The 25,370-nt window shown below is 59.7% G+C and carries 20 protein-coding genes; 7 read left to right on the forward strand and 13 right to left on the reverse strand.

Features of this window, described 5'->3' with window-relative positions:
• Positions 1 to 12: 12 nt before the first annotated feature.
• Positions 13 to 720, reverse strand: a complete 708-nt coding sequence (locus tag AC3WMV_RS16060) for a TetR/AcrR family transcriptional regulator (RefSeq protein WP_007961819.1) — start codon at positions 718 to 720, stop codon at positions 13 to 15.
• A gap of 229 nt (positions 721 to 949) precedes the next feature.
• Between AC3WMV_RS16060 and lexA the strand changes: the two genes are divergently transcribed.
• Together lexA and sulA are read left to right on the forward strand one after the other, a co-directional pair.
• Positions 950 to 1,558, forward strand: a complete 609-nt coding sequence (gene lexA / locus AC3WMV_RS16065) for a transcriptional repressor LexA (protein ID WP_003226590.1) — start codon at positions 950 to 952, stop codon at positions 1,556 to 1,558.
• A 10-nt stretch (positions 1,559 to 1,568) separates the two neighbouring features.
• Entirely contained in the window at positions 1,569 to 2,042 is a 474-nt protein-coding gene (gene sulA, locus AC3WMV_RS16070) for an SOS-induced cell division inhibitor SulA (protein ID WP_097088550.1), read from the forward strand.
• 94 nt (positions 2,043 to 2,136) lie between these two features.
• Here sulA and AC3WMV_RS16075 read toward each other — a convergent pair whose 3' ends face one another.
• The 7 genes from AC3WMV_RS16075 to AC3WMV_RS16105 form a co-directional block, all read right to left on the reverse strand.
• Positions 2,137 to 2,370 carry a hypothetical protein gene (locus tag AC3WMV_RS16075; RefSeq protein WP_003226592.1) on the reverse strand — a complete coding sequence of 78 codons (234 nt, stop codon included), beginning with the start codon at positions 2,368 to 2,370 and terminating at the stop codon, positions 2,137 to 2,139.
• A gap of 106 nt (positions 2,371 to 2,476) precedes the next feature.
• The gene (locus AC3WMV_RS16080; RefSeq protein WP_097088548.1) at positions 2,477 to 3,001 is read right to left on the reverse strand and encodes a DUF6586 family protein; all 525 of its coding nucleotides are present in this window, start codon (positions 2,999 to 3,001) and stop codon (positions 2,477 to 2,479) included.
• A 144-nt stretch (positions 3,002 to 3,145) separates the two neighbouring features.
• A complete protein-coding gene (gene topA / locus AC3WMV_RS16085) occupies positions 3,146 to 5,776 on the reverse strand; it encodes a type I DNA topoisomerase (RefSeq protein WP_095140031.1) in 2,631 nt (876 codons plus the stop codon).
• A gap of 114 nt (positions 5,777 to 5,890) precedes the next feature.
• Positions 5,891 to 6,127 carry a DUF1653 domain-containing protein gene (locus AC3WMV_RS16090; RefSeq protein WP_027611446.1) on the reverse strand — a complete coding sequence of 79 codons (237 nt, stop codon included), beginning with the start codon at positions 6,125 to 6,127 and terminating at the stop codon, positions 5,891 to 5,893.
• 99 nt (positions 6,128 to 6,226) lie between these two features.
• Positions 6,227 to 7,402 carry an acetyl-CoA C-acyltransferase FadA gene (gene fadA / locus AC3WMV_RS16095; RefSeq protein WP_047600135.1) on the reverse strand — a complete coding sequence of 392 codons (1,176 nt, stop codon included), beginning with the start codon at positions 7,400 to 7,402 and terminating at the stop codon, positions 6,227 to 6,229.
• Between the two features lie 29 nt (positions 7,403 to 7,431).
• On the reverse strand, positions 7,432 to 9,579 hold the full coding sequence (gene fadB / locus AC3WMV_RS16100; RefSeq protein WP_103369114.1) for a fatty acid oxidation complex subunit alpha FadB: 2,148 nt from the start codon (positions 9,577 to 9,579) through the stop codon (positions 7,432 to 7,434).
• 527 nt (positions 9,580 to 10,106) lie between these two features.
• On the reverse strand, positions 10,107 to 10,544 hold the full coding sequence (locus AC3WMV_RS16105; RefSeq protein WP_103369113.1) for a hypothetical protein: 438 nt from the start codon (positions 10,542 to 10,544) through the stop codon (positions 10,107 to 10,109).
• A 103-nt stretch (positions 10,545 to 10,647) separates the two neighbouring features.
• On the opposite strand from AC3WMV_RS16105, the gene AC3WMV_RS16110 reads away from it, so the two are divergent.
• Positions 10,648 to 11,085: a universal stress protein gene (locus AC3WMV_RS16110; protein WP_098964814.1), complete on the forward strand. Its 438-nt coding sequence runs from the start codon at positions 10,648 to 10,650 to the stop codon at positions 11,083 to 11,085.
• A 181-nt stretch (positions 11,086 to 11,266) separates the two neighbouring features.
• Here AC3WMV_RS16110 and AC3WMV_RS16115 read toward each other — a convergent pair whose 3' ends face one another.
• Entirely contained in the window at positions 11,267 to 13,189 is a 1,923-nt protein-coding gene (locus tag AC3WMV_RS16115) for an ATP-binding cassette domain-containing protein (RefSeq protein ID WP_027611442.1), read from the reverse strand.
• Positions 13,190 to 13,403: 214 nt separating this feature from the next.
• On the opposite strand from AC3WMV_RS16115, the gene AC3WMV_RS16120 reads away from it, so the two are divergent.
• The gene (locus AC3WMV_RS16120) at positions 13,404 to 15,332 is read left to right on the forward strand and encodes a transglycosylase SLT domain-containing protein (protein ID WP_103369112.1); all 1,929 of its coding nucleotides are present in this window, start codon (positions 13,404 to 13,406) and stop codon (positions 15,330 to 15,332) included.
• A gap of 84 nt (positions 15,333 to 15,416) precedes the next feature.
• Here the strand turns inward: AC3WMV_RS16120 and AC3WMV_RS16125 are convergent, their stop codons facing one another.
• On the reverse strand, positions 15,417 to 17,195 hold the full coding sequence (locus AC3WMV_RS16125) for an ABC transporter transmembrane domain-containing protein (protein ID WP_103369111.1): 1,779 nt from the start codon (positions 17,193 to 17,195) through the stop codon (positions 15,417 to 15,419).
• Positions 17,196 to 17,451: 256 nt separating this feature from the next.
• Here AC3WMV_RS16125 and AC3WMV_RS16130 point away from each other — a divergent pair, with 256 nt between their 5' ends.
• Positions 17,452 to 17,631 carry a PA1571 family protein gene (locus tag AC3WMV_RS16130; protein WP_027611439.1) on the forward strand — a complete coding sequence of 60 codons (180 nt, stop codon included), beginning with the start codon at positions 17,452 to 17,454 and terminating at the stop codon, positions 17,629 to 17,631.
• 183 nt (positions 17,632 to 17,814) lie between these two features.
• Here the strand turns inward: AC3WMV_RS16130 and pdxB are convergent, their stop codons facing one another.
• The gene (pdxB, locus tag AC3WMV_RS16135) at positions 17,815 to 18,957 is read right to left on the reverse strand and encodes a 4-phosphoerythronate dehydrogenase PdxB (RefSeq protein WP_103369110.1); all 1,143 of its coding nucleotides are present in this window, start codon (positions 18,955 to 18,957) and stop codon (positions 17,815 to 17,817) included.
• A 171-nt stretch (positions 18,958 to 19,128) separates the two neighbouring features.
• Between pdxB and AC3WMV_RS16140 the strand changes: the two genes are divergently transcribed.
• Positions 19,129 to 20,538, forward strand: a complete 1,410-nt coding sequence (locus tag AC3WMV_RS16140) for an MATE family efflux transporter (RefSeq protein WP_103369120.1) — start codon at positions 19,129 to 19,131, stop codon at positions 20,536 to 20,538.
• Between the two features lie 137 nt (positions 20,539 to 20,675).
• Here AC3WMV_RS16140 and tusA read toward each other — a convergent pair whose 3' ends face one another.
• Positions 20,676 to 20,927 (reverse strand): sulfurtransferase TusA, encoded by a 252-nt coding sequence (gene tusA / locus AC3WMV_RS16145; protein WP_003226616.1) that lies wholly within the window; start codon positions 20,925 to 20,927, stop codon positions 20,676 to 20,678.
• A 115-nt stretch (positions 20,928 to 21,042) separates the two neighbouring features.
• Positions 21,043 to 22,116 (reverse strand): 23S rRNA (cytidine(2498)-2'-O)-methyltransferase RlmM, encoded by a 1,074-nt coding sequence (gene rlmM, locus AC3WMV_RS16150; protein ID WP_103369109.1) that lies wholly within the window; start codon positions 22,114 to 22,116, stop codon positions 21,043 to 21,045.
• A gap of 222 nt (positions 22,117 to 22,338) precedes the next feature.
• Here rlmM and acnA point away from each other — a divergent pair, with 222 nt between their 5' ends.
• A complete protein-coding gene (gene acnA, locus AC3WMV_RS16155) occupies positions 22,339 to 25,080 on the forward strand; it encodes an aconitate hydratase AcnA (protein WP_097088535.1) in 2,742 nt (913 codons plus the stop codon).
• Positions 25,081 to 25,370 lie beyond the last annotated feature (290 nt).

Genomic DNA, 25,370 nt, shown 5'->3' on the forward strand with positions numbered 1-25,370 from the left:
ACCCGTGTGCGGTTAAACCTTGGCGGCCACCGGAGTCGATTTGCTGCGCGGGCGAAGCTGCGCAGTCGCCATCGCGGGGTCGGTGACACCGGTTTCGGCACGCATGCCGGCGGCAAGGAACGGCACCATCAGACGCATCACTTGTTCGATCGAGGTGTTGACGCCGAAGTCGGTCTCGGCAATCGCGCGCAAGGCCTTGATCCCGGACATGCTGAACGCCGCAGCGCCGAGCATGAAGTGCACGCGCCAGAACAGCTCGATTGGCGGGATGCGCGGAGCCGCTTCGTTGACCAACAGCATGTAGCGGCGGAACACCTTACCGTACATGTCTTCCAGATAACGACGCAGGTGACCCTGGCTCTGGCTGAACGCCAAACCGAGCAAACGCATGAAGATCGACAGGTCGTTACCGCTGCGTGGCTGCACCACGAGCGCTTGCTCGACGAGGATTTCCAGCAACTCTTCAAGGGTCGGCTTGTTTTCAGGCTTGGCCTGGCGACGCTCCAGCTCTTTATCGAGGCTGATGCAGAACGGCCCGAGGAAGCGCGAGAAAACCGCCTGGATCAGCGCTTTCTTGGAGCCGAAATGATAATTCACCGCCGCCAGGTTTACCCCGGCCTTGCTGGTGATCAAACGCAATGAGGTTTCAGCGAAACCTTTCTCCGCGAACAACTGCTCGGCAGCATCAAGAATGCGTTCAACGGTTTCCGACTGGGCCATGGCTACTCCGCCTGACAAACACTTGTTTGAAACATACGTTTCAGCCTGTGCCTTGTCAAGCCTGCCAGTTCGTTTTGGGAATGGTCGGTCAGCTATTTAACCACACTCGACCGGCGCATTAATAAGCACGGGAACCGACCGTCCGGCGGGCTGCAAAAAAACGGGCATTGCCAAGACCGCTTCACTGTATATAATCCCAGTCACTGTATAAAAAGACAGAGCGATCAATATGCTAAAGCTGACGCCACGCCAAGCCGAGATTCTGGCCTTTATCAAACGCTGCCTCGAAGACAACGGCTACCCGCCAACCCGCGCGGAAATCGCTCAGGAACTGGGTTTCAAGTCGCCCAATGCGGCGGAAGAACACCTCAAGGCCCTGGCCCGCAAAGGCGCTATCGAGATGACCCCGGGCGCCTCCCGCGGCATTCGCATCCCCGGTTTCGAAGCCAAGGCTGACGACTCTACCCTGCCGATCATTGGCCGGGTCGCTGCCGGCGCACCGATCCTCGCCCAGCAGCACATCGAAGAGTCCTGCAACATCAATCCTGCGTTCTTTCACCCACGGGCCGATTACCTGTTGCGCGTACACGGCATGAGCATGAAGGACATCGGCATTTTCGACGGTGACCTGCTGGCGGTTCACACCACCCGCGAAGCACGCAATGGCCAGGTGGTGGTTGCACGGATCGGCGATGAAGTGACGGTCAAGCGCTTCAAGCGCGAAGGCAGCAAAGTCTGGTTGATTGCCGAAAACCCTGAGTTCGCCCCTATCGAAGTCGACCTGAAAGATCAGGAACTGGTGATCGAAGGCTTGAGTGTCGGCGTAATCCGCCGCTAAAGGAGGCTTTATGCAGTTCCCACACACACCCCAGCAAACACAACTGCCTCTATTCGAAGCGTTTCTGGCACAACCGATGGCACCGATCCTGAAAGATGTGGTCGAGCGCCCATGGATTGCCGAACCGGAAGTATTCAGTGAGCTGTCACTGCGCGGTGCGACCGGGAACTGCCTGAACCTGCTGGCCCCGATCCTTCGCGAACTGAGCGAGGATCAGGATGCACGCTGGCTGACGCTGATCGCCCCTCCAGCCAGCCTGACCCAGATCTGGCTGCGAGAGGCCGGCCTGAACCGTGAACGCATTCTGCTACTGCAACCTCGTGGTGCGCAAAGCGCTCAGCAACTGGCCTGCGAAGCACTGCGCCTGGGTCGTAGCCATACGGTGGTAACCTGGCTCAATCCGCTGAACACAAGTTCACGGCAACAACTGATCAGCGCAGCCCGCACGGGCGACGCTCAGAGCCTGAACATTCGATTGGGTTGATTCACTTGTAACGCGCGCTGTGTGAAGCGCAGGGCTTCTCCAGGGACAGAGAAGCCGATCTGATGTTGCAGCGGCAAGCGCCGACAGGCGGATCTCAGTGAAGAACCCGCGGCCCTTCTTCCTTATCAAATTCGCCTTCGACCATACGGCCGGCCATCTGTACGCCGACGCTCAACATCGCTTTCGCGATTTCAACATGCTGGCCTTGCAGGAATGCTTTGGCATCCTCGGAGAAATCCAGCGTCACCAGAGACCCCTCGTCCTCAGCCCTGCGCAGCTCGATTCGGCCATCTGGTAACTCGACAATTTCTAGAAAGGACGTTGGCATATAGGTCTGTTCTCCACGAAAGGCAGGGATTATATAGACATCATTCGGGCTTCGCTCGGGATCTTGACCAGCAGCATGTTTCAGATTGCCACCGTGTCAATTGTCCTCAGCATTCGTTCAAGCCTTCGCGAAAGCGGATTGCCAAGCCCTTGAGATTCTGCCGCCAGCTCTCCAGCTCTTCCCGACTCAACTCCTGCGGCGCCTCTTCTTCATCGAGATTAATGGCCTGAATCAATGGCTGTGTCACATCGCCCTTGGGCTTGTGTGGCACCCGTGGCGGCTGGAACAACGCTGAGTGCGCCGCCAGCAATTTCGCCAGCCAGGTTTCAGGGTTACCAGCCAGCTCAACCATCTCGGCCAGTTCCGGGATCGCAATCGATTCCAGGACTTCGCGAGTCAGCAACGCTTCTGCTCGCGATGCATTGGCCTGAGGCAGACGATAAAAACCGGCGATCTCGTGACACAGTCCCAGAAGCGCGCCATAGAGGTGAAACAATGCTGATTCGCGGCCAGCCTGAATCAGCGCCAACGAATTCATCGCCCGCCCCTCTTCGGCGCGAGCCAGAGCCTCCAGCGACAGGCCGGCGAAATAGATCTTCTGATTGGTGCGGGTATAGAGTTCGTGCGCCATGCCGGCAGTCTCCACAGCGAAATAATTGCGTCACACAGACCCGACAGTGTCGTGGATCAGCGGATCCGACCGCAAGCACAAAACAAAAAGGCCGCATGAAAACCCGAGAGTCATCATGCGGCCTTTTGTGGATCAGGCTAACGCTTACTCAGCCTTGGCTTTCGTACGCTTGTCTTCAACAGTCCACTTGCCACCGTCGTAGAACGCTTTCCAGCCGGTAGGCTTGCCGTCGACCTCGGTCTGCACGTATTGCTCCTTGGTCTTGCGGCTGTAGCGGATGACCGCTGGCAGACCATCAGGATCCTTCTGCGGTGCTTCGCAGAGGAAGTGGTACTTCGGATCGATCTCATCTTTGTGCGGCAGAATCTCGATCACCAGCGGAGCACGGGTCTCGCGGTTTTTCGGGAACTGGCTAGCCGCCAGGAACAGACCGGAAGCACCGTCGCGCAGAATGTAGGTGTCGTTGACCTTCTCGCATTTCAGCTCAGGCATCTTCACCGGATCCATCTTCGGCGGCGCCGCGTCACCACTCTTCAGCAGTTTGCGGGTGTTCTTGCAGGTCGGGTTGGTGCAACCGAAGAACTTGCCGAAACGGCCGGTCTTGAGCTGCATCTCGCTGCCGCACTTGTCGCATTCCAGGCTCGGACCTTCATAGCCCTTGATGCGATAGTTGCCTTCCTCGATTTCGTAACCGGCGCAATCCGGGTTGTTACCGCAGATGTGCAGTTTGCGCTTCTCGTCGAGCAGGTAGGCGTCCATCGCGGTGCTGCAGATCGGGCAGCGATGCTTGCCGCGCAGCACCAGCGACTCCGACTCGCCCTCGTCGTCCGCAGCGATCTCGTCGCCCGGCACCAGGTTGACGGTGGCCTTGCAGCGCTCTTTTGGCGGCAGGCTGTAGCCCGAGCAACCGAGGAACACGCCGGTCGATGCCGTACGGATCTGCATCGGACGACCGCACGTGGTGCACGGAATATCAGTCATGACCGGCTGGTTGGCACGCATGCCGCTTTCCGGGTTCTCGGCCACTTCGAGCTTCTTCTTGAAGTCGCCGTAGAACTCGTCCAGCACGTTTTTCCAGTCGCGCTCGCCCTGAGCCACATCATCGAGGTTCTCTTCCATGCCGGCGGTGAAGCCGTAGTCCATGAGGTTCGAGAAGCTCTCCGACAGACGCTCGGTGACGATATCGCCCATCTTTTCCGAGTAGAAACGACGGTTGTGCAGGGTCACGTAGCCGCGATCCTGAATGGTCGAAATGATCGCTGCGTAAGTCGAAGGACGACCGATGCCGCGTTTTTCCATTTCCTTGACCAGGCTGGCTTCCGAGTAACGGGCCGGCGGCTTGGTGAAATGCTGCGACGGATCGAGCTTGATCAGCTTCATCGCATCGCCCTGCGCCATGTCCGGCAGAACATCGTCATCGCCAGGCTTGGTGATTTGCGGCAGAACGCGGGTGTAACCGTCGAACTTGAGGATGCGGCCTTTGGCACGCAGCTCGAAGTCGCCAGCGGCAACGCTGACGGTGGTCGACAGATATTGCGCCGGCAGCATCTGGCAAGCGAGGAACTGGCGCCAGATCAACTCGTAGAGGCGCTCAGCATCACGCTCCATGCCTGCAAGCTTGCTTGGCGTGGTGTTGGCATCGGAAGGACGAATCGCTTCGTGAGCCTCTTGTGCGCCTTCCTTGCTGCTGTAGACGTTCGGCGTTTCCGGCAGGTACTTCTTGCCGAACTCGTCCTCGATATAGGTACGCGCCATCGCCACGGCATCGGCCGAGAGGTTGGTCGAGTCGGTACGCATATAAGTGATGTAGCCGGCTTCGTACAGACGCTGGGCCATCATCATGGTTTTCTTCACGCCGAAGCCCAGGCGGTTGCTCGCGGCCTGCTGCAGGGTGGACGTGATGAACGGCGCCGACGGCTTGCTGCTGGTCGGTTTGTCTTCGCGCTTGACGATGCTGTAGCTGGAGGACTTGAGCTTCTCCAGCGCGGCTGTGGCCTGAGCTTCGTTCAGCGGTTTGAAGGCTTCACCCTTCTCGCGCGCCACTTCGAAACGTACGGTCGAACCCTTGGCGGTGCCGAGGTCGGCGTGCACTTCCCAGTACTCTTCCGGGTTGAACGCACGAATCTCGCGCTCACGCTCCACCACCAGCTTCACGGCAACCGATTGCACGCGACCGGCCGACAGGCCACGGGCGATCTTGGCCCACAGCAGCGGCGAGACCATGTAACCCACAACGCGGTCGAGGAAACGACGCGCCTGCTGGGCATTTACACGATCAATGTCCAGCTCGCCCGGCTCGGAGAAGGCTTCCTGAATCGCCTTCTTGGTGATTTCGTTGAACACCACGCGCTTGTAGCGGCTGTCGTCACCACCGATGGCTTCGCGCAGGTGCCAGGCAATGGCTTCCCCCTCGCGATCCAAGTCGGTTGCGAGATAGATGGTGTCAGCATCCTTGGCGAGCCGGCGCAGCTCTTCGATGACCTTTTCTTTGCCCGGGAGGATCTCGTACTGGGCTTTCCAGCCATGCTCCGGATCGACACCCATGCGCGAGACCAGTTGCTTGCGCGCTTTCTCTTTCGGCGTGAGCACCGGCCCCTCGCCCGCGGCAGCCTTGCCGCGCTTGGCGGCTGGCTCTTTGCTGGCGCTAGCCGAACCGCTGGTGGGCAGGTCTCGGATATGGCCGATACTCGACTTCACCACGTATTGGTTGCCCAGATACTTGTTGATGGTCTTGGCCTTAGCCGGGGATTCCACAATGACCAGCGATTTGCCCATGGATCAGAAAATTCCTGAATTCTAGAAGTGAAAGGCGGTTGGCGCCTGACGCGGCACCGCTATATATAGTGGCTACAAGGTGAGGTCAAGCACAGGGTTCTGTGCGCACTCGCCTTATGCCTTGGAAAAAAGGCTCGGTTCGGCGTGCACCAAAGCAAAGCGTGGCACCTGCTCGCCGTCAACCTCGACCGACTCGACGAACATGCTCAAAGGGCGCACCCAAAAGCCGTAATCGCCATACAGGGCTTGGTAAAACACCACTTCCTCTTCGGTCTCGGAGTGCCGCGCAACACTGAATACGCGGTACTGCGGACCTTTGTAATGTTGGTAGAGCCCAGGTTGTATCGGCATGCTTCGGCCCTCACTCAAATTTTTTCAAAATAAATACAAAAATAAATCCGCAAAAACAAAAACCGGGGCACTGGGCCCCGGCTTCCATCGACGAGACGCTTAAACGCGTTCGAAGACGGTGGAGATGCCTTGGCCGAGACCAATGCACATGGTGGCCACCCCGAAGGTGCCGCCATTCTGCTTCATCACGTTCAGCAAGGTGCCGGAAATACGGGCACCGGAGCAACCGAACGGGTGACCCAGGGCGATCGCGCCGCCGTGCAGGTTAACCTTCTCGTTCATCTTGTCGAGCACTTTCAGATCTTTCAGCACTGGCAGGGCCTGTGCAGCGAAAGCTTCGTTGAGCTCGAAGAAGTCGATATCGTTGATGCCAAGGCCCGCACGCTTCAGGGCTTTTTGTGTAGCCGGCACTGGACCATAGCCCATGATTGCCGGGTCCACACCCGCCACTGCCATCGAACGGATCACGGCCATCGGCTGGATCCCCAGATCCTGCGCACGCTGCGCCGACATCACGATCATGCACGAAGCACCATCGGTGATCTGCGACGAAGTACCGGCAGTCACGGTGCCGCCCTTTGGATTGAAGGCAGGCTTGAGAGCCGCCAGGCTTTCCAGAGTGGTTTCCGGACGAATGGTTTCGTCGTAGTCGAACAGCTTCAGGAAGCCGTTTTCGTCGTAGCCCTGCATCGGGATGATTTCGTCTTTGAACTTGCCTTCCACCGTCGCTTTATGGGCGAGCTGGTGGGAGCGCACGCCAAAGGCATCCTGCTGCTCACGAGTGATGCCGTGCATCTTGCCGAGCATTTCAGCGGTCAGACCCATCATGCCCGAGGCTTTCGCCGCGTACAGCGACATGTGCGGGTTCGGATCGACACCGTGCATCATGCTCACGTGGCCCATATGCTCGACGCCGCCAACCACGAATACGTCACCGTTGCCGGTCATGATCGCTTGCGCTGCAGTATGCAGGGCGCTCATCGACGAGCCGCACAGACGGCTGACAGTCTGGCCGGCCGAGGTGTGCGGAATCTGGGTCATCAGCGACGCCATGCGCGCGATGTTCCAGCCCTGCTCCAGGGTCTGGTTCACACAGCCCCAAATCACGTCCTCGACTTCAGCAGGATCGACCTTGGCGTTGCGTTCCAGCAGTTTGCTGATCAGGTGCGCCGACATGTCTTCGGCGCGGGTGTTGCGGTGCATGCCGCCCTTGGAGCGGCCCATCGGAGTACGACCGAAGTCGACAATCACGACGTCTCTAGGATTCAAGCTCATAAGTTCACTCTCACTCTAGTTGGGGGCGCTTAACCGAAGAAGCTCTGGCCGTTTTTGGCCATTTCGCGCAGCTTCGCGGTCGGGTGGTACAGCGCGCCCAAATCAGCGTACTGGTCAGCCAGGGCAACGAACTCGGCCACACCGATCGAATCGATGTAGCGCAGCGCACCGCCACGGAATGGAGGGAAACCGATACCGTAGACCAGACCCATGTCGGCTTCGGCGGCGGTTTCAACGATGCCGTCTTCCAGGCAGCGCACGGTTTCCAGGCACAGCGGGATCATCATCCAGTTGATGATGTCTTCGTCAGTGACTTCGCGCTGCTCGTAAACGATCGGCTTGAGCACTTCCAGCACCGACGGATCGGCAACCTTCTTCTGCTTGCCTTTCTTGTCGGCTTCGTAGGCGTAGAAGCCCTTGCCGTTCTTCTGGCCCAGACGCTTGGCTTCGTAAAGCACGTCGATGGCCGAACGACGGTCATCCTTCATGCGATCCGGGAAACCTTCAGCCATCACGTCACGACCGTGGTGACCGGTGTCGATGCCGACCACGTCCATCAGGTACGCCGGGCCCATCGGCCAGCCGAATTTTTCCATGACCTTGTCGATGCGGACGAAGTCCACACCAGCGCACACCAGCTTGGCGAAACCGCCGAAATACGGGAACAGAACGCGGTTGACCAGGAAGCCCGGGCAGTCGTTGACGACGATCGGGTTCTTGCCCATTTTCTTGGCGTAGGCAACGGTTGTGGCAATCGCCAGCTCGCTGGACTTCTCGCCACGGATCACTTCCACCAGCGGCATCATGTGCACCGGGTTGAAGAAGTGCATGCCGACGAAGTTTTCCGGACGCTTGAGGGCCTTGGCCAGCAGGCTGATGGAAATCGTCGAGGTGTTGGACGCGAGGATGGTGTCCTCTTTGACCTTGTCTTCGACTTCAGCCAGCACCGCTTGCTTGACCTTCGGGTTCTCCACCACGGCTTCAACAACCAGATCGACGTGACCGAAGTCGCCGTAGGACAGGGTCGGACGAATGCCGTTGAGCACTTCAGCCATTTTCGCGGCGGTCATGCGACCTTTGTCAACGCGGCCAACCAGCAGTTTGGCGGCTTCGGCCAGACCCTGCTCGATACCGTGTTCGTTGATGTCCTTCATCAGGATCGGCGTGCCTTTGGAGGCCGACTGATAGGCGATACCGCCACCCATGATGCCGGCGCCGAGTACGGCAGCCTGCTTCACGTCCTTGGCGATTTCGTCGTAGGCCTTGGCCTTTTTCTTCAGTTCCTGATCGTTCAGGAACAGACCGATCAAGCTCTGCGCGGCAGAGGTCTTGGCCAGTTTGACGAAACCGGTGGCTTCGACTTCCAGCGCCTTGTCACGACCGAAGTTCGCGGCTTTCTGGATGGTCTTGATCGCTTCGACCGGCGCCGGGTAATTCGGGCCAGCCTGCCCTGCCACAAAACCTTTGGCGGTTTCGAAAGCCATCATCTGCTCAATGGCGTTCAACTTGAGTTTTTCAAGTTTTGGCTGACGCTTGGCCTTGTAATCAAACTCGCCGGAGATGGCGCGCTTGATCAGTTCAAGGGCAGCTTCCTGCAGCTTCTCCGGCGCAACCACGGCGTCGACGGCGCTGACTTTCAGCGCGTCTTCAGGACGGTTTTCCTTACCAGCGGCAATCCACTCGATGGCGTTATCGACGCCGATCAGACGTGGCAGACGCACGGTGCCGCCGAAGCCTGGGTAGATGCCCAGTTTGACTTCCGGCAGACCGATCTTAGCTTTGGTCGACATGACGCGGTAATCCGCTGCCAGGCACATTTCCAGACCGCCACCCAGGGCGATGCCGTTGATCGCGGCCACGGTCGGAACGTTGAGGTCTTCGAAATCGCTGAAGATCTTGTTGGCTTCGAGATTGCCAGCAACCAGCTCGGCATCCGGCAGCTTGAAGTTGTCGACAAATTCGGTGATGTCGGCGCCGACGATGAACACGTCCTTGCCACTGCTGACGATCACGCCCTTGATCGAAGCATCTGCCTTGATGGTGTCCACGGCCTGACGCAGTTCGTTCAGGGTAAGACGGTTGAACTTGTTGACGGACTCACCCTTGAGGTCGAATTTCAATTCGACGATGCCACTTTCAAGAGCTTTAACCGTGATGGCTTTACCTTCGTAAATCATCAACTGATCTCCACGATATGGAAGCTGAACAGTACACGTCGGACGCAGGTAAATGGCTCGGCAGGACGCTTTTTCGTCGATGCTGACGCCAATCCACCCGGCACACCCGCCAACGCGATAGTCGGGATTCTGTAGGAGCAGTCTGTAAGACAAACGCTCAATTCATACGCCCGTTTGATTTGGGTACGTCACCTTCACGGAATTTCCAACAATTGTCAATCGCCCAAAATACGGGTTGAAATGCGACTTTGTGGTCATTTCCGTTGCACACAGATCCGCAACACGCAGCTGCATACAAAGCCATTCATAGAATCAATAGTTAGAAAAGTCGCCCTAATTCCCTGCGAGCCTTGTTTAACAGGCTACGCTGGCTGGACTACAGGGAGAATCGCTGACCGCGAAAAGCCAAATCAGCGATAAAAACAGTTACCGGCCTGCCTGGCCACACCGCCCGATGAATCATGTCGGGCTTTTTATTGCTCGTCTGCCGGACGCTCCCCACCCTTGCAGTGGGAAAAGTCCGCGAGTCAGGCCAGCGCTTTCAGAGTCGCGTCGATATCCTGCAAAACCGTGGCTTCGCCCTTCTCGCCCCAGTACAGCGCGATCATCTGCTTGTCGGCCTCGACCTTGAACACGTTGCCCGGCAACTTTTCAAAATGATCGAGCAGCAAGCGGTCCTCGCAGACTTCCTGCCACTGATTGACCCATACCCCCGGCGATTTCTGCCAGTAGGTCCAGCACGCCGGCCGGGTGCCACGCCGTGGCCGATGATATTGCGCGCACGGGCTGGGCGGCTCCTGAGACAGCCAGTGCGGCCACTCCTGAGGCGCCAGCTGCATGGCCAGCCCGATGCGTCGCGCCTCCATGCGCAGGGCCATCCGGCCGCTCTGCACGCGCGACGGGCGCAACCACGCCAGTGGACTCAAAACCACCAGCAGGATTGACACCACCAACCAGACCGTCATATCTCTACTCCCGACTTAAGGTGAGCGCATTGTGTCACTTTGGAACCAATGCGCTTGAAACCAGCCATACTTAACAATATTGAACCGTCACGAGGAGCACCTCATGCCCTACAACCATATCCTGGTCGCCGTAGACCTGACCGAAGAGTGCGACCCTGTGATTCACCGCGCCCGAGAGCTGTCGGCGAGCAATGGCGCCAAGCTGTCGCTGGTGCATATCGTCGAACCGATGGCGATGGCGTTTGGCGGCGACGTGCCGATGGATCTGTCACAACTGCAACAGCAGCAGTTCGATCAGGCCAAGGAGCGACTTGAACGCCTGAAAGCCAAATACGCCGAACTTGAGGGCGCTAATTGCCACCTGACCTATGGCCAGCCACGCCAGGAAATCCATCATTTCGCCAAGGAAAACCATTGCGACCTGATCGTGGTCGGCAGCCATGGTCGTCATGGTCTGGCGCTATTGCTGGGCTCCACAGCCAACGACGTGCTGCACGGCGCACCTTGCGATGTGCTGGCGGTGCACCTGATCAAACGCTGAAACACAAAAACCTGTGGGAGCGGGCTTGCTCGCGAAGGCGTCGGCACATTCAACATTGATGCTACCTGACATACCGCTTTCGCGAGCAAGCTCGCTCCCACATTGGAATCTTCACCTATATCCGTATATGAAAAGCCCGGCGCTCATCACTGAACGCCGGGCTTTTTCATGGCCGGATCAATCAGGCATCCAGCTCGGCCCAACGCTCCACCAGTGCATCCAGCTCAGCCTGCAACTGCTCCAGCGAAGCAATCACCTTGGCCGTTTCTGCCGGCGGACGCTGATAGAAACCGGCCTCGGCCATCTCAGCCTCGACGGCCGCGATCTGCTGCTCCTTGGCATCGATATCACCCGGCAACGCTTCCAGCTCACGCTGCAGCTTGTAGCTCAGCTTCTTCTTGGCTGCCGGTGCGGCAGCGGCAGGTGCGGCAACCACGGCTGGCTCAGCGGTGACCACCGCCGAATTCAGGTCAGCCTTGCCCGACTTGCTCTCGGTCACGCCCAGCAGGCGTGGCGAGCCGCCCTGACGAATCCAGTCCTGATAGCCACCGACGTATTCCCGCACCTTGCCTTCACCTTCGAAGACCAGGGTGCTGGTGACCACGTTGTCGAGGAACGCCCGGTCGTGACTGACCATCAGCACAGTGCCGTTAAAGGTCAGCAGCACTTCTTCGAGCAGCTCGAGGGTTTCCACGTCGAGGTCGTTGGTCGGTTCGTCGAGAACAAGCAGGTTCGCCGGTTTGCTGAACAGCTTGGCCAGCAGCAAACGCGCACGCTCGCCACCGGACAGCGCCTTGACCGGCGTGCGCGCACGCTGCGGGCTGAACAGGAAGTCACCGAGGTAGCTGAGGACGTGGCGGCTCTGGCCGTCGATATCGATGAAATCGCGACCTTCGGCGACGTTGTCGATCACGGTCTTTTCCAGATCCAGCTGATGGCGCAACTGGTCGAAGTAGGCCACATCGATGCGCGTGCCCTCTTCCACTTTGCCGCTGGTCGGTTGCAGACCATTGAGCATCAGCTTCAGCAGGGTGGTCTTGCCGGTACCGTTGGCACCGAGCAGGCCGATACGGTCGCCGCGCTGCAGGACCATCGAGAAGTCCTTGATCAGGTACGGGCCATCCGGGTGATGGAAGCTGACATTCTCCAACACCATCACTTGCTTGCCGGACTTGTCGGCGGTTTCCAGCTGGATGTTCGCCTTGCCGGTACGCTCGCGACGCTCGCTGCGCTCGACACGCAGGGCTTTCAGGGCGCGAACGCGACCTTCGTTACGGGTCCGACGAGCTTTGATGCCCTGACGGATCCACACTTCTTCCTGAGCCAGACGCTTGTCGAACAGCGCGTTGGCGGTTTCTTCAGCGGCCAGTGCGGCTTCTTTGTGCACGAGGAAGCTGGCGTAATCGCCGTTCCAGTCGATCAGGCCACCGCGATCCAGTTCGAGGATGCGCGTGGCGAGGTTCTGCAGGAAGGAACGGTCGTGCGTGATGAACAGCACGGCGCCCTGGAAATCCTTCAGGGCTTCTTCGAGCCAGGCAATCGCACCGATGTCCAGGTGGTTGGTCGGCTCGTCGAGCAGCAACAGATCCGGTTCGGACACCAATGCCTGCGCCAGCAGCACGCGACGACGCCAGCCGCCGGACAACTCGGCGAGGGTTTTGTCGGCCGGCAGTTGCAGGCGGCTCAGAGTGCTGTCGACCAGGGTCTGCAAGCGCCAGCCGTCACGGGCTTCGAGGTCGTGCTGGACGTGCATCAGCTTGTCCAGATCGGCGTCGGTGACGATGTTCTGGCTCAGGTGATGGTATTCGGCGAGCAAGGCGCCAACGCCGTCGAGGCCTTCGGCAACCACGTCGAATACGGTCCGCCCGTCGGCCACTGGCAACTCTTGCGGCAATTCGCCGATTTTCAGACCGGGGGCACGCCACACCGAGCCGTCATCGGGCTTCTGGTCGCCCTTGACCAGTTTCATCATGCTGGATTTGCCAGTGCCGTTGCGGCCGATGATGCACACCCGCTCACCACGGGCGATCTGCCAGGACACCTTGTCCAACAACGGCATCGCGCCGAATGCAAGGGACACATCGCTGAATTTGAGCAGGGTCATGAGCTTCTCCAAAAACCGGGCGCGCATTCTACCTGATTCAGGCTCTCAGCAGGCCGGCAATTTGTCTGCCGAAGCACTCTGCACAACATTTGTTGCGAACTTGTGCTGCGGGACCGGCAAAGCTTTCGCCCGTTGCTGGCAAAAGGCTAAGCTACAGACAATTCAGTACTGGCCGCGGCCGGTGCTTGTCATGATTTCTCTGCCCGGATGTCTCATGCGCAGTCGCCTTTTCAGTGTCTTGTCCTGTTTGCTACTTACCGCCGCTGCCGCTCAATCCGCCCAGGCGGTGGACCTGTCCACCCAACGCCAGTATTACGATGAAGCCAAACGCGCCCTGGCCAAGGGCGATACCGGCCCGTACTTCCGTTACAGCCAGGCCCTCGCCGATTACCCGCTGGAACCGTATCTGGCCTACGACGAACTGACCGCGCGCCTGAAAACCGCGAGCAACGCCGAAATCGAGAAGTTCCTCGCCGAGCACGGCGACCTGCCCCAGGCCAACTGGATGAAGCTGCGCTGGTTGCGCTGGCTCGCCGACCGTGGCGATTGGGCCACTTTCACCAAGTATTACGATCCGAAACTCAACTTCACCGAACTGGACTGCCTCAATGCGCAGTTCCAGATCAGCAGCGGCCACAAGGCCGAGGGCTATGCCAACGCCGACAAACTGTGGCTGACCGGTAAATCGCAACCGGCTGCCTGTGACGGGCTGTTCGGCATCTGGGCCGCCGACGGCCAGTTGACCGAACAGAAACGCTGGGAACGCACCAAACTCGCCGCCCAGGCGCGCAACTATCCATTGGCCAACAGTCTGGTCAACGGCCTGACCACCCTCGCCCCGCGCGGTCGGCTGCTGGTAGATGTGGCGCAGAAACCCGAGCTGCTCAATCAGCCGTCGCGCTTCACCCCGGCCGACGAGCCGATGTCCGACGTGGTCAGCCTCGGCCTGCGCCGCCTCGCCCGTCAGGATCCGGACAAGGCCATGGCTCTGCTCGACGGATACGCCAGCAGCATGCATTTCTCCCGTGACGAGAAAGTCGCGATTGCCCGGGAAATCGGCCTGACCCTGGCCCGGCGTTTCGACAGTCGTGCGCTGGACGTGATGACCAAATACGATCCGGAACTGCGTGACAACACCGTGTCCGAATGGCGCCTGCGTTTGCTGCTGCGACTGGCACGCTGGGACGATGCGTATCAGTTGACTCGTCGTCTGCCACAGGATCTGGCGACCACCAACCGCTGGCGTTACTGGCAGGCCCGCAGCCTGGAACTGGCGCAACCGCAGAACCCGGAAGCGCAGACCCTGTACAAGAATCTGGCGAAGGAACGCGACTTCTACGGTTTCCTCGCTGCCGACCGCTCGCAATCGCCGTACTCGCTGAACAACAAGCCGCTGGTACTCAGTCAGGCCACCATCAACAAGGTGCGCAACACTCCCGGCGTGCGGCGCGCGCTGGAATTCCATGCGCGTGGGCAGATCGTTGACGGGCGCCGCGAGTGGTATCACGTCAGTCGCCATTTCAATCGTGACGAAATGGTCGCTCAGGCCAAACTGGCCTACGACCTGAAATGGTACTTCCCGGCCATCCGCACCATCAGTCAGGCGCAATACTGGGACGACCTGGATATCCGCTTCCCGATGGCCCACCGCGACACCCTCGTGCGTGAAGCCAAGACGCGAGGCCTGCATTCGAGCTGGGTGTTTGCCATCACCCGTCAGGAAAGTGCTTTCATGGACGACGCCCGCTCCGGCGTCGGTGCCAGCGGTCTGATGCAGTTGATGCCCGGCACTGCCAAGGAAACCGCGCGCAAGTTCAGCATCCCGCTGGCCTCGCCGCAGCAAGTGCTCGATCCGGACAAGAACATCCAGCTCGGCGCCGCTTACCTGAGCCAGGTGCACAGCCAGTTCAACGGCAACCGCGTGCTCGCCTCCGCCGCCTACAACGCCGGCCCCGGCCGTGTGCGCCAGTGGCTGCGCGGGGCCGATCACCTGAGCTTCGATGTGTGGGTGGAAAGCATCCCGTTCGACGAAACCCGCCAGTACGTGCAGAACGTGCTGTCGTACTCGGTGATCTACGGGCAGAAGCTCAATTCGCCGCAACCGCTGGTGGATTGGCATGAACGGTATTTCGACGATCAATGACAGGTGCTGAATACCTGAAATGAAAAATGCCCGCATCAATCGATGCGGGCATTTTTTTGTCTTCAGCAAACGCCTGGGGCAGTACTACACCGCCACCGCATGCCCATCATTGAACTGCAGCGACGCCAGCCGCGCATACAACGGATTGCTCACGATCAGCTCCTGATGGGTACCGATCGCTACCAACTGGCCCTGATCCATCACCGCGATCCGGTCGGCGTTTTTCACTGTGGCCAGGCGATGCGCGATTACCAATGTGGTGCGATTTTGCATCAGGCTTGGCAACGCTTCCTGAATCAAGTGCTCGCTCTGCGCATCGAGGGCGCTGGTGGCTTCGTCCAGCAGCAGAATCGGCGCATCCACCAGCAACGCGCGGGCAATCGCCAGGCGTTGACGCTGGCCGCCGGAAAGTCCGAGGCCGGCGTCCCCCAAGTGGGTCTGATAGCCATTGGGCATCTTCTCGATGAAGTCATGGGCGTGGGCAATTCTTGCCGCTTCCTTGACCTGTTCCAGCGTCGCATCTGCATTGCCGTAACGAATATTCTCTTCGACGCTGCCGAAAAACAGCGCAGGCGATTGCGAGACCAGGGCGAAATTGCGCCGCAGATCCAGCGGGTCGAGGCTGGTCAGCGGCACACCATCTATCAGGATCCGGCCTTCAAGCGGGTCGTAGAAGCGCAACAGCAAGTCATACACCGTGGACTTGCCGGCACCGGATGGCCCGACAAGGGCCAGGGTCTCGCCGGCCCTGATGGTCAGGCTCAAGCCGTTGACGGCGTAGCTGTCCGGACGTGACGGGTAGGAGAAACGCACATTCTGCAATTGCAGCTCGCCCTTGATCCGTTCTGGCAATGTCACCAGTCCGATGCTCGGTGGCTGGATGATGTTCTGCGAACTGAGCAGTTCCGCAATGCGCTCAGCGGCACCCGCCGCACGCTGCAACTCGCCGATGACTTCACTCAACGTGCCGATCGCACTGCCGACGATCAGGCTGTAGAAAACGAACGCTGCCAGCTCACCACCGGTAATGCGCCCGGCAATCACGTCCATGCCGCCGACCCACAACATCACCGCTACCGCGCCGAGCACCAGCACGATCACCACGGTGATCATCCACGAGCGCTGAAAGATGCGCTTGCGCGCGGTATCGAACGCGTCCTCGACAGTCGTGGCAAAACGCCGCTCGTCCTGCACCTGATGGTTGTAGGCTTGCACGGTCTTGATCTGGCCCAGGGTTTCGGAGACATAGCTGCCAATGTCGGCCACCCGATCCTGACTCAGCCGCGACAGATTACGCACGCGCCGACCGAAAATCAGAATCGGCGCGACAACGAACGGCAAGGCAATCACCACGATGCTGGTGAGTTTCGCGTTGGTGATAAACAGCAGGACCACCCCGCCGATCACCATCAACAGGTTGCGCAAAAACATCGACAGTGACGAGCCGATCACCGATTGCAGCAACGTGGTGTCGGCAGTCAGCCGGGACTGAATCTCCGAACTGCGGTTGTTTTCGTAAAATCCAGGGTGCAGATAGACCAGATGGTTGAACACCTCGCGCCGGATATCCGCCACACAGCGCTCACCGATCCACGACACCCAGTAAAAACGCGCGAACGTGCCGACTGCCAGGCCCAGCACCATCAGCATGAAGATACCGATGCTCTGGTTCAGTTGGTGCGGCGACTGCGTCATGAAGCCCCGATCGACCAGCAATTTGATCCCCTGCCCCATCGACAAAGTGACGGCCGCGGTGACGATCAACGCCAGCAGCGCAGCGCCGACTTGCCAACGATAAGGCGCCAGAAACCGGCTGGTCAGGCTCAGCGCTCGACGGTGCCGGGAAGAAAGCTTCGAGATCATTCAGGTACACATCCGTGTTGGTGAAAGGGCTAGCCTAAACCTTCTATGGGGCGGAACTCTGTAAATCACAATGAGTCAGGTTAAATATGCCCCCAAAGACTAGGCCATAGTTGCTATTGGTCTAATGTCCCGGTTGAGACGAGCGGTCATTTCTGTTGGACTGGAGGTGCCGCTTTTGACAGACCCAAGGGTGTTGTCACAGCCTGGTCACGTGGCGGTTTTAATCTACGTGCACAACCTGATGAGGAGACAGGCCATGTCCTTGCAACACAGCAGCGATGACAAGATTCAAGTGATCCGCACCAAGCCCGGCCAACCTCTGGGTTGCTCGATTATCGACAAGGATGGGCGTGAAGTACCGATCACTGAAGACATGATCCAGGACGCGTGCCGCGAACTGGAGAAGCGATTGGTCAAGCCTGCCGAACAAAAGTGATATAGCCACCGTCTTCCTGACCCGGCCCCTGTTTGGCCGGGTTTTTTCTGCCCACAAATTGACGATTGTGGTGCAACCATCGCGGGCAAGCCCGCTCTCACAGGTCCAGTGGTCAGTTCAGATCTTGCATAAAACGGGGAACCTGTGGGAGCTGGCTTGCCAGCGATAAAGCCAATTTTATTTCTAGACCGCCACCGCCCCCAGCGCCGCCACAATCTGTTGCAACTGCGGCGAATCACCGTCGATCCGCACCTTCAGCCCCTCGATCTCGCGTCGTACCGGATATTGCTTGCGCAACACATCGAACGCCGCACGCTGCTCGCCGACATTGCCTACAAGACTGCGGCGAAAATCCGCATCATCGCGGCGCGGGTCGTACACCCCGCGGCACAACATCGCCAGCGCCCAGGCCGGATCGCTGTCGGCGTGCAGGGTCACTTCTGACAGCCACGGTGCCGGCAACAGGTCACTGAGCTGGATGCTCGGCAGTTGACCGATAAATGCGCAATAGGCCTGATAAATCTGCGCCGTCCCGCGCTGTTTGCCATCGAGGCTGTAACCGGCAATGTGCGGCGTGGCGAGCACGCAGAGTTCGGCGAGGGCGACATCGACTTCAGGCTCGGCTTCCCAGACGTCGAGCACCGCTTGCAGGTCTTCACGCGCAAGCAGCACTTTGCGCAACGCAGCGTTATCCACCACCGGGCCACGCGCGGCATTGATCAGCCAGGTGCCGGGTTGGAGCTGTTGCAAACGCTGCTCGTCAAACAGATGCCAGGTCGCGCCCTCGCCGGTGCGCGTCAGCGGCGTGTGCAGGCTGATCACGTCGCACTGCTCGATGATCTGCTCGAGGCTGACGTAATCGCCGCCCTCGGCTGCCTGACGCGGCGGATCGCAAACTTTGACATTCCAGCCCAGGCCCTTGAGGACCTTGATCAACCGGCCGCCGACTTCACCGGCACCGATGACGCCGTAAGTACGTTGTGGCAGATCTACGCCTTCAATTTCCGCCAAAGTCATCAGGCTGCCCAGCACGTAATCGACCACGCCCCGCGCATTGCAACCAGGCGCGCTGGACCAGCTGATGCCGGCCTCGTTGAAATAATCGAGATCGAGGTGATCGGTACCAATGGTGCAGGTGCCGACGAAACACACTTTGCTGCCTTCGAGCAACGCGCGGTTGACGTTGGTCACCGAGCGCACCAGCAACACATCGGCCTGCTCGACCGTTGCACGATCGATGGAACGGCCCGGCACCCGGCGGATCTCGCCGAAACCGGCAAAAAAGGCATCGAGCAGCGGAATATTTTCGTCGGCAACAATCAGCATGGCGGGCTCCTTGAGGGGATCGGCAGTTTAGGTGCAGATCCACCGTTGGGCCAGCGCCACAGTGGATGGCATCGATGATTACAAATCCGCAACAGAGGATTTTTCCTGACTGTCACGTCAGCGGCGTAGAATGCGGCGCCTTGAGCATCAACACCTGTGGACGCTTTGCCTGTGAATTCTGTTACTGATCAACCTCTCGCTGCCTCACTCACCCGCCCCGCGCGAATTCGCCTGGAGTTCAGGAACCTGCTCGCCCTGGCCTTGCCGATCATCATCGCGCAACTGGCGACTACCGCGATGGGCTTCGTCGATGCGGTGATGGCCGGCCGCGTCGGGCCGAAAGATCTGGCGGCGGTAGCGCTGGGCAACTCGATCTGGGTCCCGGTGTTTCTGCTGATGACCGGCACCCTGCTGGCCACCACGCCGAAAGTCGCCCAGCGTTTTGGCGCTGGCACCCACAGTGAAATCGGCCCGATCGTGCGTCAGGCGCTGTGGCTGGCGCTGGTGGTGGGCCTGATCGCGACAGCGATGCTGGTCGCCGCCGAACCGGTGCTGCACCTGATGAAGGTCGATCCCGAGCTGATCGGCCCGTGCATGCAATACCTGCACGGCATTGCCAGTGGCCTGCCAGCGGTGGCGTTCTATCACGTGTTGCGCTGCACCAGTGACGGCATCGGCCGCACTCGCCCGGCGATGGTGCTGGGGCTGTGCGGTCTGGCGCTGAACATTCCGCTGAACTACATCTTCATCTATGGCCACTTCGGCGTGCCGGCCATGGGCGGCGTGGGTTGCGGCTGGGCCACGGCCATCGTGATGTGGGTCATGGCGCTGGGGCTGGCCGGTTACGAGCGCTGGGCGCCGGCCTATCGTTCGAGCGAGATCTTCAGCCGCTTCGACTGGCCACAATGGGCGGTGATCAAGCGTCTGCTGGCGATCGGTCTGCCGATTGGCATCGCGGTGTTTGCCGAGTCGAGCATCTTTGCGGTGATCGCCCTGCTGATCGGCAGCCTTGGCGCCACCGTGGTGGCCGGGCACCAGATCGCGCTGAACGTCAGCTCGCTGGTGTTCATGATTCCGTATTCGCTGGGCATGGCGGTGACCGTACGCGTCGGCCAGGCACTGGGCCGTGAAGAGCCGCGTGAAGCACGCTTTGCTGCCGGTGTCGGCATGGGGACTGCGTTGGCTTACGCCTGTATTTCGGCGAGCATGATGCTGTTGCTGCGCGAGCCGATTGCGTCGATCTATACGGCTGATCCGACGGTGATCCACATCGCGGCGATGCTGATTGTGTACTCGGCGCTGTTTCAGTTTTCCGATGCGATCCAAGTGACGGCTGCCGGCGCTCTGCGCGGTTATCAGGACACCCGGGTGACGATGATCCTGACCCTGTTCGCCTACTGGGGCATCGGCCTGCCGGTGGGTTACGCCCTCGGCCTGACCGACTGGCTCGGCGAACCGCGTGGCCCGAGCGGCTTGTGGCAGGGTTTGATCGTTGGTTTGAGCTGTGCTGCGTTCATGCTGTCGATCCGCCTGACTCGCAGTGCGCGCAAGCGGATCCGTATGAGTCGCAGCGCCGGCTGAAGCCCTTACGCAGGACAAAAAAATGTGGGAGCGGGCTTGCTCGCGAAAGTGGTGTTTCAGTCGACATTTACAGTGACTGACACACCGCTTTCGCGAGCAAGCCCGCTCCCACATTGGGTTTTGCGTTTGCCTGAGGGTCAGGCTTGTTTCTTGCGGATCCAGTACAGATAAGTACCAGCCTCTTCGTGCTGGCCCACCAGTTCGTGGTCGAGAAACACGCAGAACTTGGGAATGTCGCGACGGGTCGAGGGATCGGTGGCAATCACCTTGAGCAGGCCGCCAGGTACCAGGTCACGGATGTGCTGGTGCAGCATCATCACCGGCTCCGGGCAATTGAGGCCGGTGGCGTCGAGGGTGCCGTCTACCGGGGTATCGATCATTTCACTCATGATTCACTCCTGAAACTGGCCGGCATTGTCGCGCATTGCCGGGGGCTCAGTCATCTGTAGCGAGGGGATTTATCCCCTCACCACAGAGATCATTTCCACAGGGTTTAGTGGTGACTTAGCGGGATTTGGCTTTCTTGATGTCATGCCGACGCAAATGGCAGGTCACTTCCTCGCGGTCGTGATACAGCTGCTTGCAACCAATATCGACCTTGATCCCGCGCGCCTTGAAGCCATCGGCGATGCGTTCGAGCAAGCGCTTCACTTCGACATAACGCTGCTTCATCGGCAGCTTGAGGTTGACCACTGCTTCGCGGCAGTGGCCGTCACCGATCCACTCTTCAAGCATCGCCGCATTACGCGCCGGCTTCTCGACGATGTCGCAGACCATCCAGTCCACCGGTTGCTTGGGCTTGAAGGTGAAACCGTCGGCCATCAAGTGCTGCACCAGCCCGGTGTCCATCAGGCTTTCAGCCATCGGGCCGTTGTCGATGGCAGTCACCAGCATGCCGCGGTTGACCAGTTGCCAGGTCCAGCCACCCGGTGCGGCGCCGAGGTCGACACCGGTCATGTCGCTGTGCAGGCGCTCGTCCCACTGATCACGCGGGATGAAGTGGTGCCAGGCCTCCTCCAGTTTCAACGTCGAACGGCTGGGTGCCTCGCGCGGAAACTTCAGGCGCGGAATGCCCATCGGCCACATCGCCGAGTTGCCGGCATCCGCCATGCCGAGGAACACTTCGCGACCACTTTTGAAGGTCAGCAGCAGGCGCGGTTTGTTCGCGTCGTCCACCAGTTTACCGGCACCGGTCAGCGCCTTGCGCAGCGGGCCTTCGAATTTCTTGCAGAAGTTCGACAGCTCTTTACCGTCGTTGGTGTCGACCACTTCCAGCCACAGGCTGCCGCAGACCGGGAAGTCCGCCATGTGCTCGAGGATCACGCTGATACGGTCGGTTTCCGGCAGATTGATGAAGACGCCGCGCGCCCATTGCCGCGGGAAAATCAGCTCGGCGAAGCGTTGGCCGCGCATCAGGCGCTCGGCACCGTCTGCTTCGGTGCAGACAAACTCGGCGTACGCGGTGGCCGGTTTGGCCTTGGCGTAGCCGGCTACGTTGAGTTTGGCGGCGAGGTCGGAAATCTCCGAACAGACTTCGCCTTCGAAGCCTGGCCGGCAATGCATGAATAGGGTGTTCATTCTTACTCCTGAGCAGAGGGCGGACATTCGGCCCCTGCACGCTGCTCAAGCCTTGCGGTGAAGCAAAGCCTGTCACGAAAACCGGCGCATGATAGCCGATGTCGGAACCTTGGACTTGCCCATAGAGTCCAGTTATTAGCCAGCTACTGAAAACAGGGCTACGTTGATAGCTCTGCCCGTCCCCTCAATCCGTAGCCGTGCGGATTCAAAGGAGTGATCGTAATGCCGTCCCTCGATAGTCTGAAGACCCTTAAAACTCTACAAATCGACGATAAGACCTACCACTATTTCAGCCTGCCCGATGCCGCCAAGAGCCTTGGCAATATCGACCAGCTACCGATGTCGCTGAAAGTCCTGCTGGAAAACCTGCTGCGCTGGGAAGATGAAAAAACTGTCACTGGCGCCGACCTCAAGGCCATCGCTGCCTGGCTCAAGGAGCGTCGCTCCGACCGGGAAATCCAGTACCGCCCCGCCCGGGTATTGATGCAAGATTTTACCGGCGTACCCGCCGTGGTCGACCTCGCCGCAATGCGCGCCGCCATGGCCAAGGCCGGCGGTGATCCGCAGCGGATCAACCCGCTGTCACCAGTGGATCTGGTGATCGACCACTCGGTGATGGTCGACAAATTCGCCACCCCGAGCGCCTTCGAACAGAACGTCGACATCGAGATGCAGCGCAACGGCGAGCGCTACGCGTTCCTGCGCTGGGGCCAGAGCGCCTTCGACAACTTCAGCGTGGTGCCGCCGGGCACCGGGATCTGCCACCAGGTTAACCTCGAATACCTCGGGCGCACGGTGTGGACCAAGGATGAGGACGGCCGCACCTACGCCTTCCCCGACACCCTGGTCGGCACCGACTCCCATACCACCATGATCAATGGCCTCGGCGTACTCGGCTGGGGCGTCGGCGGGATCGAGGCGGAAGCGGCAATGCTCGGCCAACCGGTGTCGATGCTGATTCCGGAAGTGATCGGTTTCAAACTCACCGGCAAACTCAAGGAAGGCATCACCGCCACTGACTTGGTGCTGACCGTCACGCAGATGCTGCGCAAGAAAGGTGTGGTCGGCAAATTCGTCGAATTCTACGGTGACGGTCTCGCCGACCTGCCACTGGCCGACCGCGCAACCATTGCCAACATGGCCCCGGAATACGGCGCGACCTGCGGCTTTTTCCCGGTCGATGACGTAACCCTCGAATACCTGCGCCTGTCCGGTCGCCCGGCTGAAGTGGTGAAACTGGTCGAGGCCTACACCAAGGCCCAGGGCCTGTGGCGCCTGCCCGGTCAGGAACCGGTGTTCACCGACAGCCTGGCGCTGGACATGGGCAGCGTCGAAGCCAGCCTGGCCGGGCCAAAGCGCCCGCAGGATCGGGTTTCGCTGCCGAACGTGGCGCAGGCCTTCAGTGACTTCATGGACCTGCAATTCAAACCCACCAGCAAGGAAGAAGGCCGTCTGGAAAGCGAGGGTGGCGGTGGCGTGGCCGTGGGCAACGCCGATCTGGTCGGCGAAACCGAGTACGAATACGAGGGCCAGACCTATCGCCTGAAAAACGGTGCGGTGGTGATCGCAGCGATTACCTCGTGCACCAACACCTCCAACCCGAGCGTGATGATGGCGGCCGGTCTGCTGGCGAAAAAAGCCGTGGAAAAAGGCCTGACCCGCAAGCCGTGGGTCAAGAGTTCGCTGGCACCCGGTTCGAAAGTGGTCACCGACTACTACAAGGCTGCGGGGCTGACGCAATACCTTGATCAACTCGGGTTCTCGTTGGTCGGTTATGGCTGCACCACCTGTATCGGCAACTCCGGGCCGTTGCCGGAGCCGATCGAAAAAGCCATTCAGAAAGCCGACCTCACCGTGGCGTCGGTGCTCTCCGGCAACCGCAACTTCGAAGGACGGGTGCATCCGCTGGTGAAAACCAACTGGCTGGCCTCGCCACCGCTGGTGGTCGCCTACGCCTTGGCCGGCAGCGTGCGCACCGACATCAGCACTGAACCGCTGGGTAACGACCAGCAAGGCAATCCGGTTTACCTGCGCGACATCTGGCCGAGCAGCAAGGAAATCGCCGAGGCGGTGAATCAGGTGAACACCGCGATGTTCCACAAGGAATACGCCGAAGTGTTTGCCGGCGACGAGCAATGGCAAGCGATCCAGGTGCCGCAGGCCGCCACCTATGTGTGGCAGGACGATTCGACCTACATCCAGCATCCACCGTTCTTCGACGACATTTCCGGACCTTTGCCGGTGATCACCGACGTCAAGGGCGCGCGGGTTCTGGCGCTGTTGGGCGATTCGGTAACCACTGACCACATCTCCCCTGCCGGTAACATCAAAGCTGACAGTCCGGCCGGGCGCTATCTGCGCGAAAAAGGCGTGGAGCCGCGGGACTTCAACTCCTATGGCTCACGGCGTGGCAACCACGAAGTGATGATGCGCGGCACATTCGCCAACATCCGCATTCGTAACGAGATGCTCGGCGGCGAAGAAGGTGGCAACACAATCTACATCCCGAGCGGCGAGAAAATGCCGATTTATGATGCCGCCATGCTGTATCAGGCCTCGGGCACGCCGCTGGTGGTGATCGCCGGTCAGGAATACGGTACCGGCTCCAGCCGTGACTGGGCGGCCAAAGGCACCAACCTGCTGGGCGTCAAAGCGGTGATCGCTGAAAGCTTCGAGCGTATCCACCGTTCCAACCTGGTGGGCATGGGCGTGTTGCCGCTGCAGTTCAAGCTCGATCAGAACCGCAAGAGCCTGAACCTCACCGGCAAGGAAACCCTGGATATTCAGGGCCTGACCGGTGTCGAGCTGACCCCGCGCATGAACCTGACGCTGGTGATCACCCGTGAAGACGGGCGCCAGGAGAAAATCGAGGTGCTGTGCCGCATTGATACATTGAATGAGGTGGAGTACTTCAAGTCGGGCGGGATTCTGCACTACGTGTTGCGGCAGCTGATCGCCTCTTGATTGCTTGATTCCTGTGGTGAGGGGATTTTTCCCCGATGGACTGCGCAGCGGGCCCTTTTTTGGGTCGCTTCGCTACCCATCGGGGATAAATCCCCTCGCTACAGATGCTCGACACAAGCACTTTTCTGCAGGCGAAAAAAAACCCGCCGAAGCGGGTTTTTCCCAAGACCATTATCGACTCCCTGTCGGCAGCGATCCTTGCTATGGTCGATCATCCGTGATCCTGAAACACTCCCTGTGTCTCAGTTGATGGGTGTAGATTACGCGGTGGATCCAATCGGCAATAGTCG

It is taken from the genome of Pseudomonas sp. FW305-3-2-15-E-TSA4, from assembly GCF_058787295.1.

Coding starts and splice junctions, on each gene's coding strand:
- AC3WMV_RS16060 (WP_007961819.1), bottom strand. CDS start 720: ATGGCCCAGTCGGAAACCGTTGAACGCATTCTTGATGCTGCCGAGCAG.
- lexA (WP_003226590.1), top strand. CDS start 950: ATGCTAAAGCTGACGCCACGCCAAGCCGAGATTCTGGCCTTTATCAAA.
- sulA (WP_097088550.1), top strand. CDS start 1,569: ATGCAGTTCCCACACACACCCCAGCAAACACAACTGCCTCTATTCGAA.
- AC3WMV_RS16075 (WP_003226592.1), bottom strand. CDS start 2,370: ATGCCAACGTCCTTTCTAGAAATTGTCGAGTTACCAGATGGCCGAATC.
- AC3WMV_RS16080 (WP_097088548.1), bottom strand. CDS start 3,001: ATGGCGCACGAACTCTATACCCGCACCAATCAGAAGATCTATTTCGCC.
- topA (WP_095140031.1), bottom strand. CDS start 5,776: ATGGGCAAATCGCTGGTCATTGTGGAATCCCCGGCTAAGGCCAAGACC.
- AC3WMV_RS16090 (WP_027611446.1), bottom strand. CDS start 6,127: ATGCCGATACAACCTGGGCTCTACCAACATTACAAAGGTCCGCAGTAC.
- fadA (WP_047600135.1), bottom strand. CDS start 7,402: ATGAGCTTGAATCCTAGAGACGTCGTGATTGTCGACTTCGGTCGTACT.
- fadB (WP_103369114.1), bottom strand. CDS start 9,579: ATGATTTACGAAGGTAAAGCCATCACGGTTAAAGCTCTTGAAAGTGGC.
- AC3WMV_RS16105 (WP_103369113.1), bottom strand. CDS start 10,544: ATGACGGTCTGGTTGGTGGTGTCAATCCTGCTGGTGGTTTTGAGTCCA.
- AC3WMV_RS16110 (WP_098964814.1), top strand. CDS start 10,648: ATGCCCTACAACCATATCCTGGTCGCCGTAGACCTGACCGAAGAGTGC.
- AC3WMV_RS16115 (WP_027611442.1), bottom strand. CDS start 13,189: ATGACCCTGCTCAAATTCAGCGATGTGTCCCTTGCATTCGGCGCGATG.
- AC3WMV_RS16120 (WP_103369112.1), top strand. CDS start 13,404: ATGCGCAGTCGCCTTTTCAGTGTCTTGTCCTGTTTGCTACTTACCGCC.
- AC3WMV_RS16125 (WP_103369111.1), bottom strand. CDS start 17,195: ATGATCTCGAAGCTTTCTTCCCGGCACCGTCGAGCGCTGAGCCTGACC.
- AC3WMV_RS16130 (WP_027611439.1), top strand. CDS start 17,452: ATGTCCTTGCAACACAGCAGCGATGACAAGATTCAAGTGATCCGCACC.
- pdxB (WP_103369110.1), bottom strand. CDS start 18,957: ATGCTGATTGTTGCCGACGAAAATATTCCGCTGCTCGATGCCTTTTTT.
- tusA (WP_003226616.1), bottom strand. CDS start 20,927: ATGAGTGAAATGATCGATACCCCGGTAGACGGCACCCTCGACGCCACC.
- rlmM (WP_103369109.1), bottom strand. CDS start 22,116: ATGAACACCCTATTCATGCATTGCCGGCCAGGCTTCGAAGGCGAAGTC.
- acnA (WP_097088535.1), top strand. CDS start 22,339: ATGCCGTCCCTCGATAGTCTGAAGACCCTTAAAACTCTACAAATCGAC.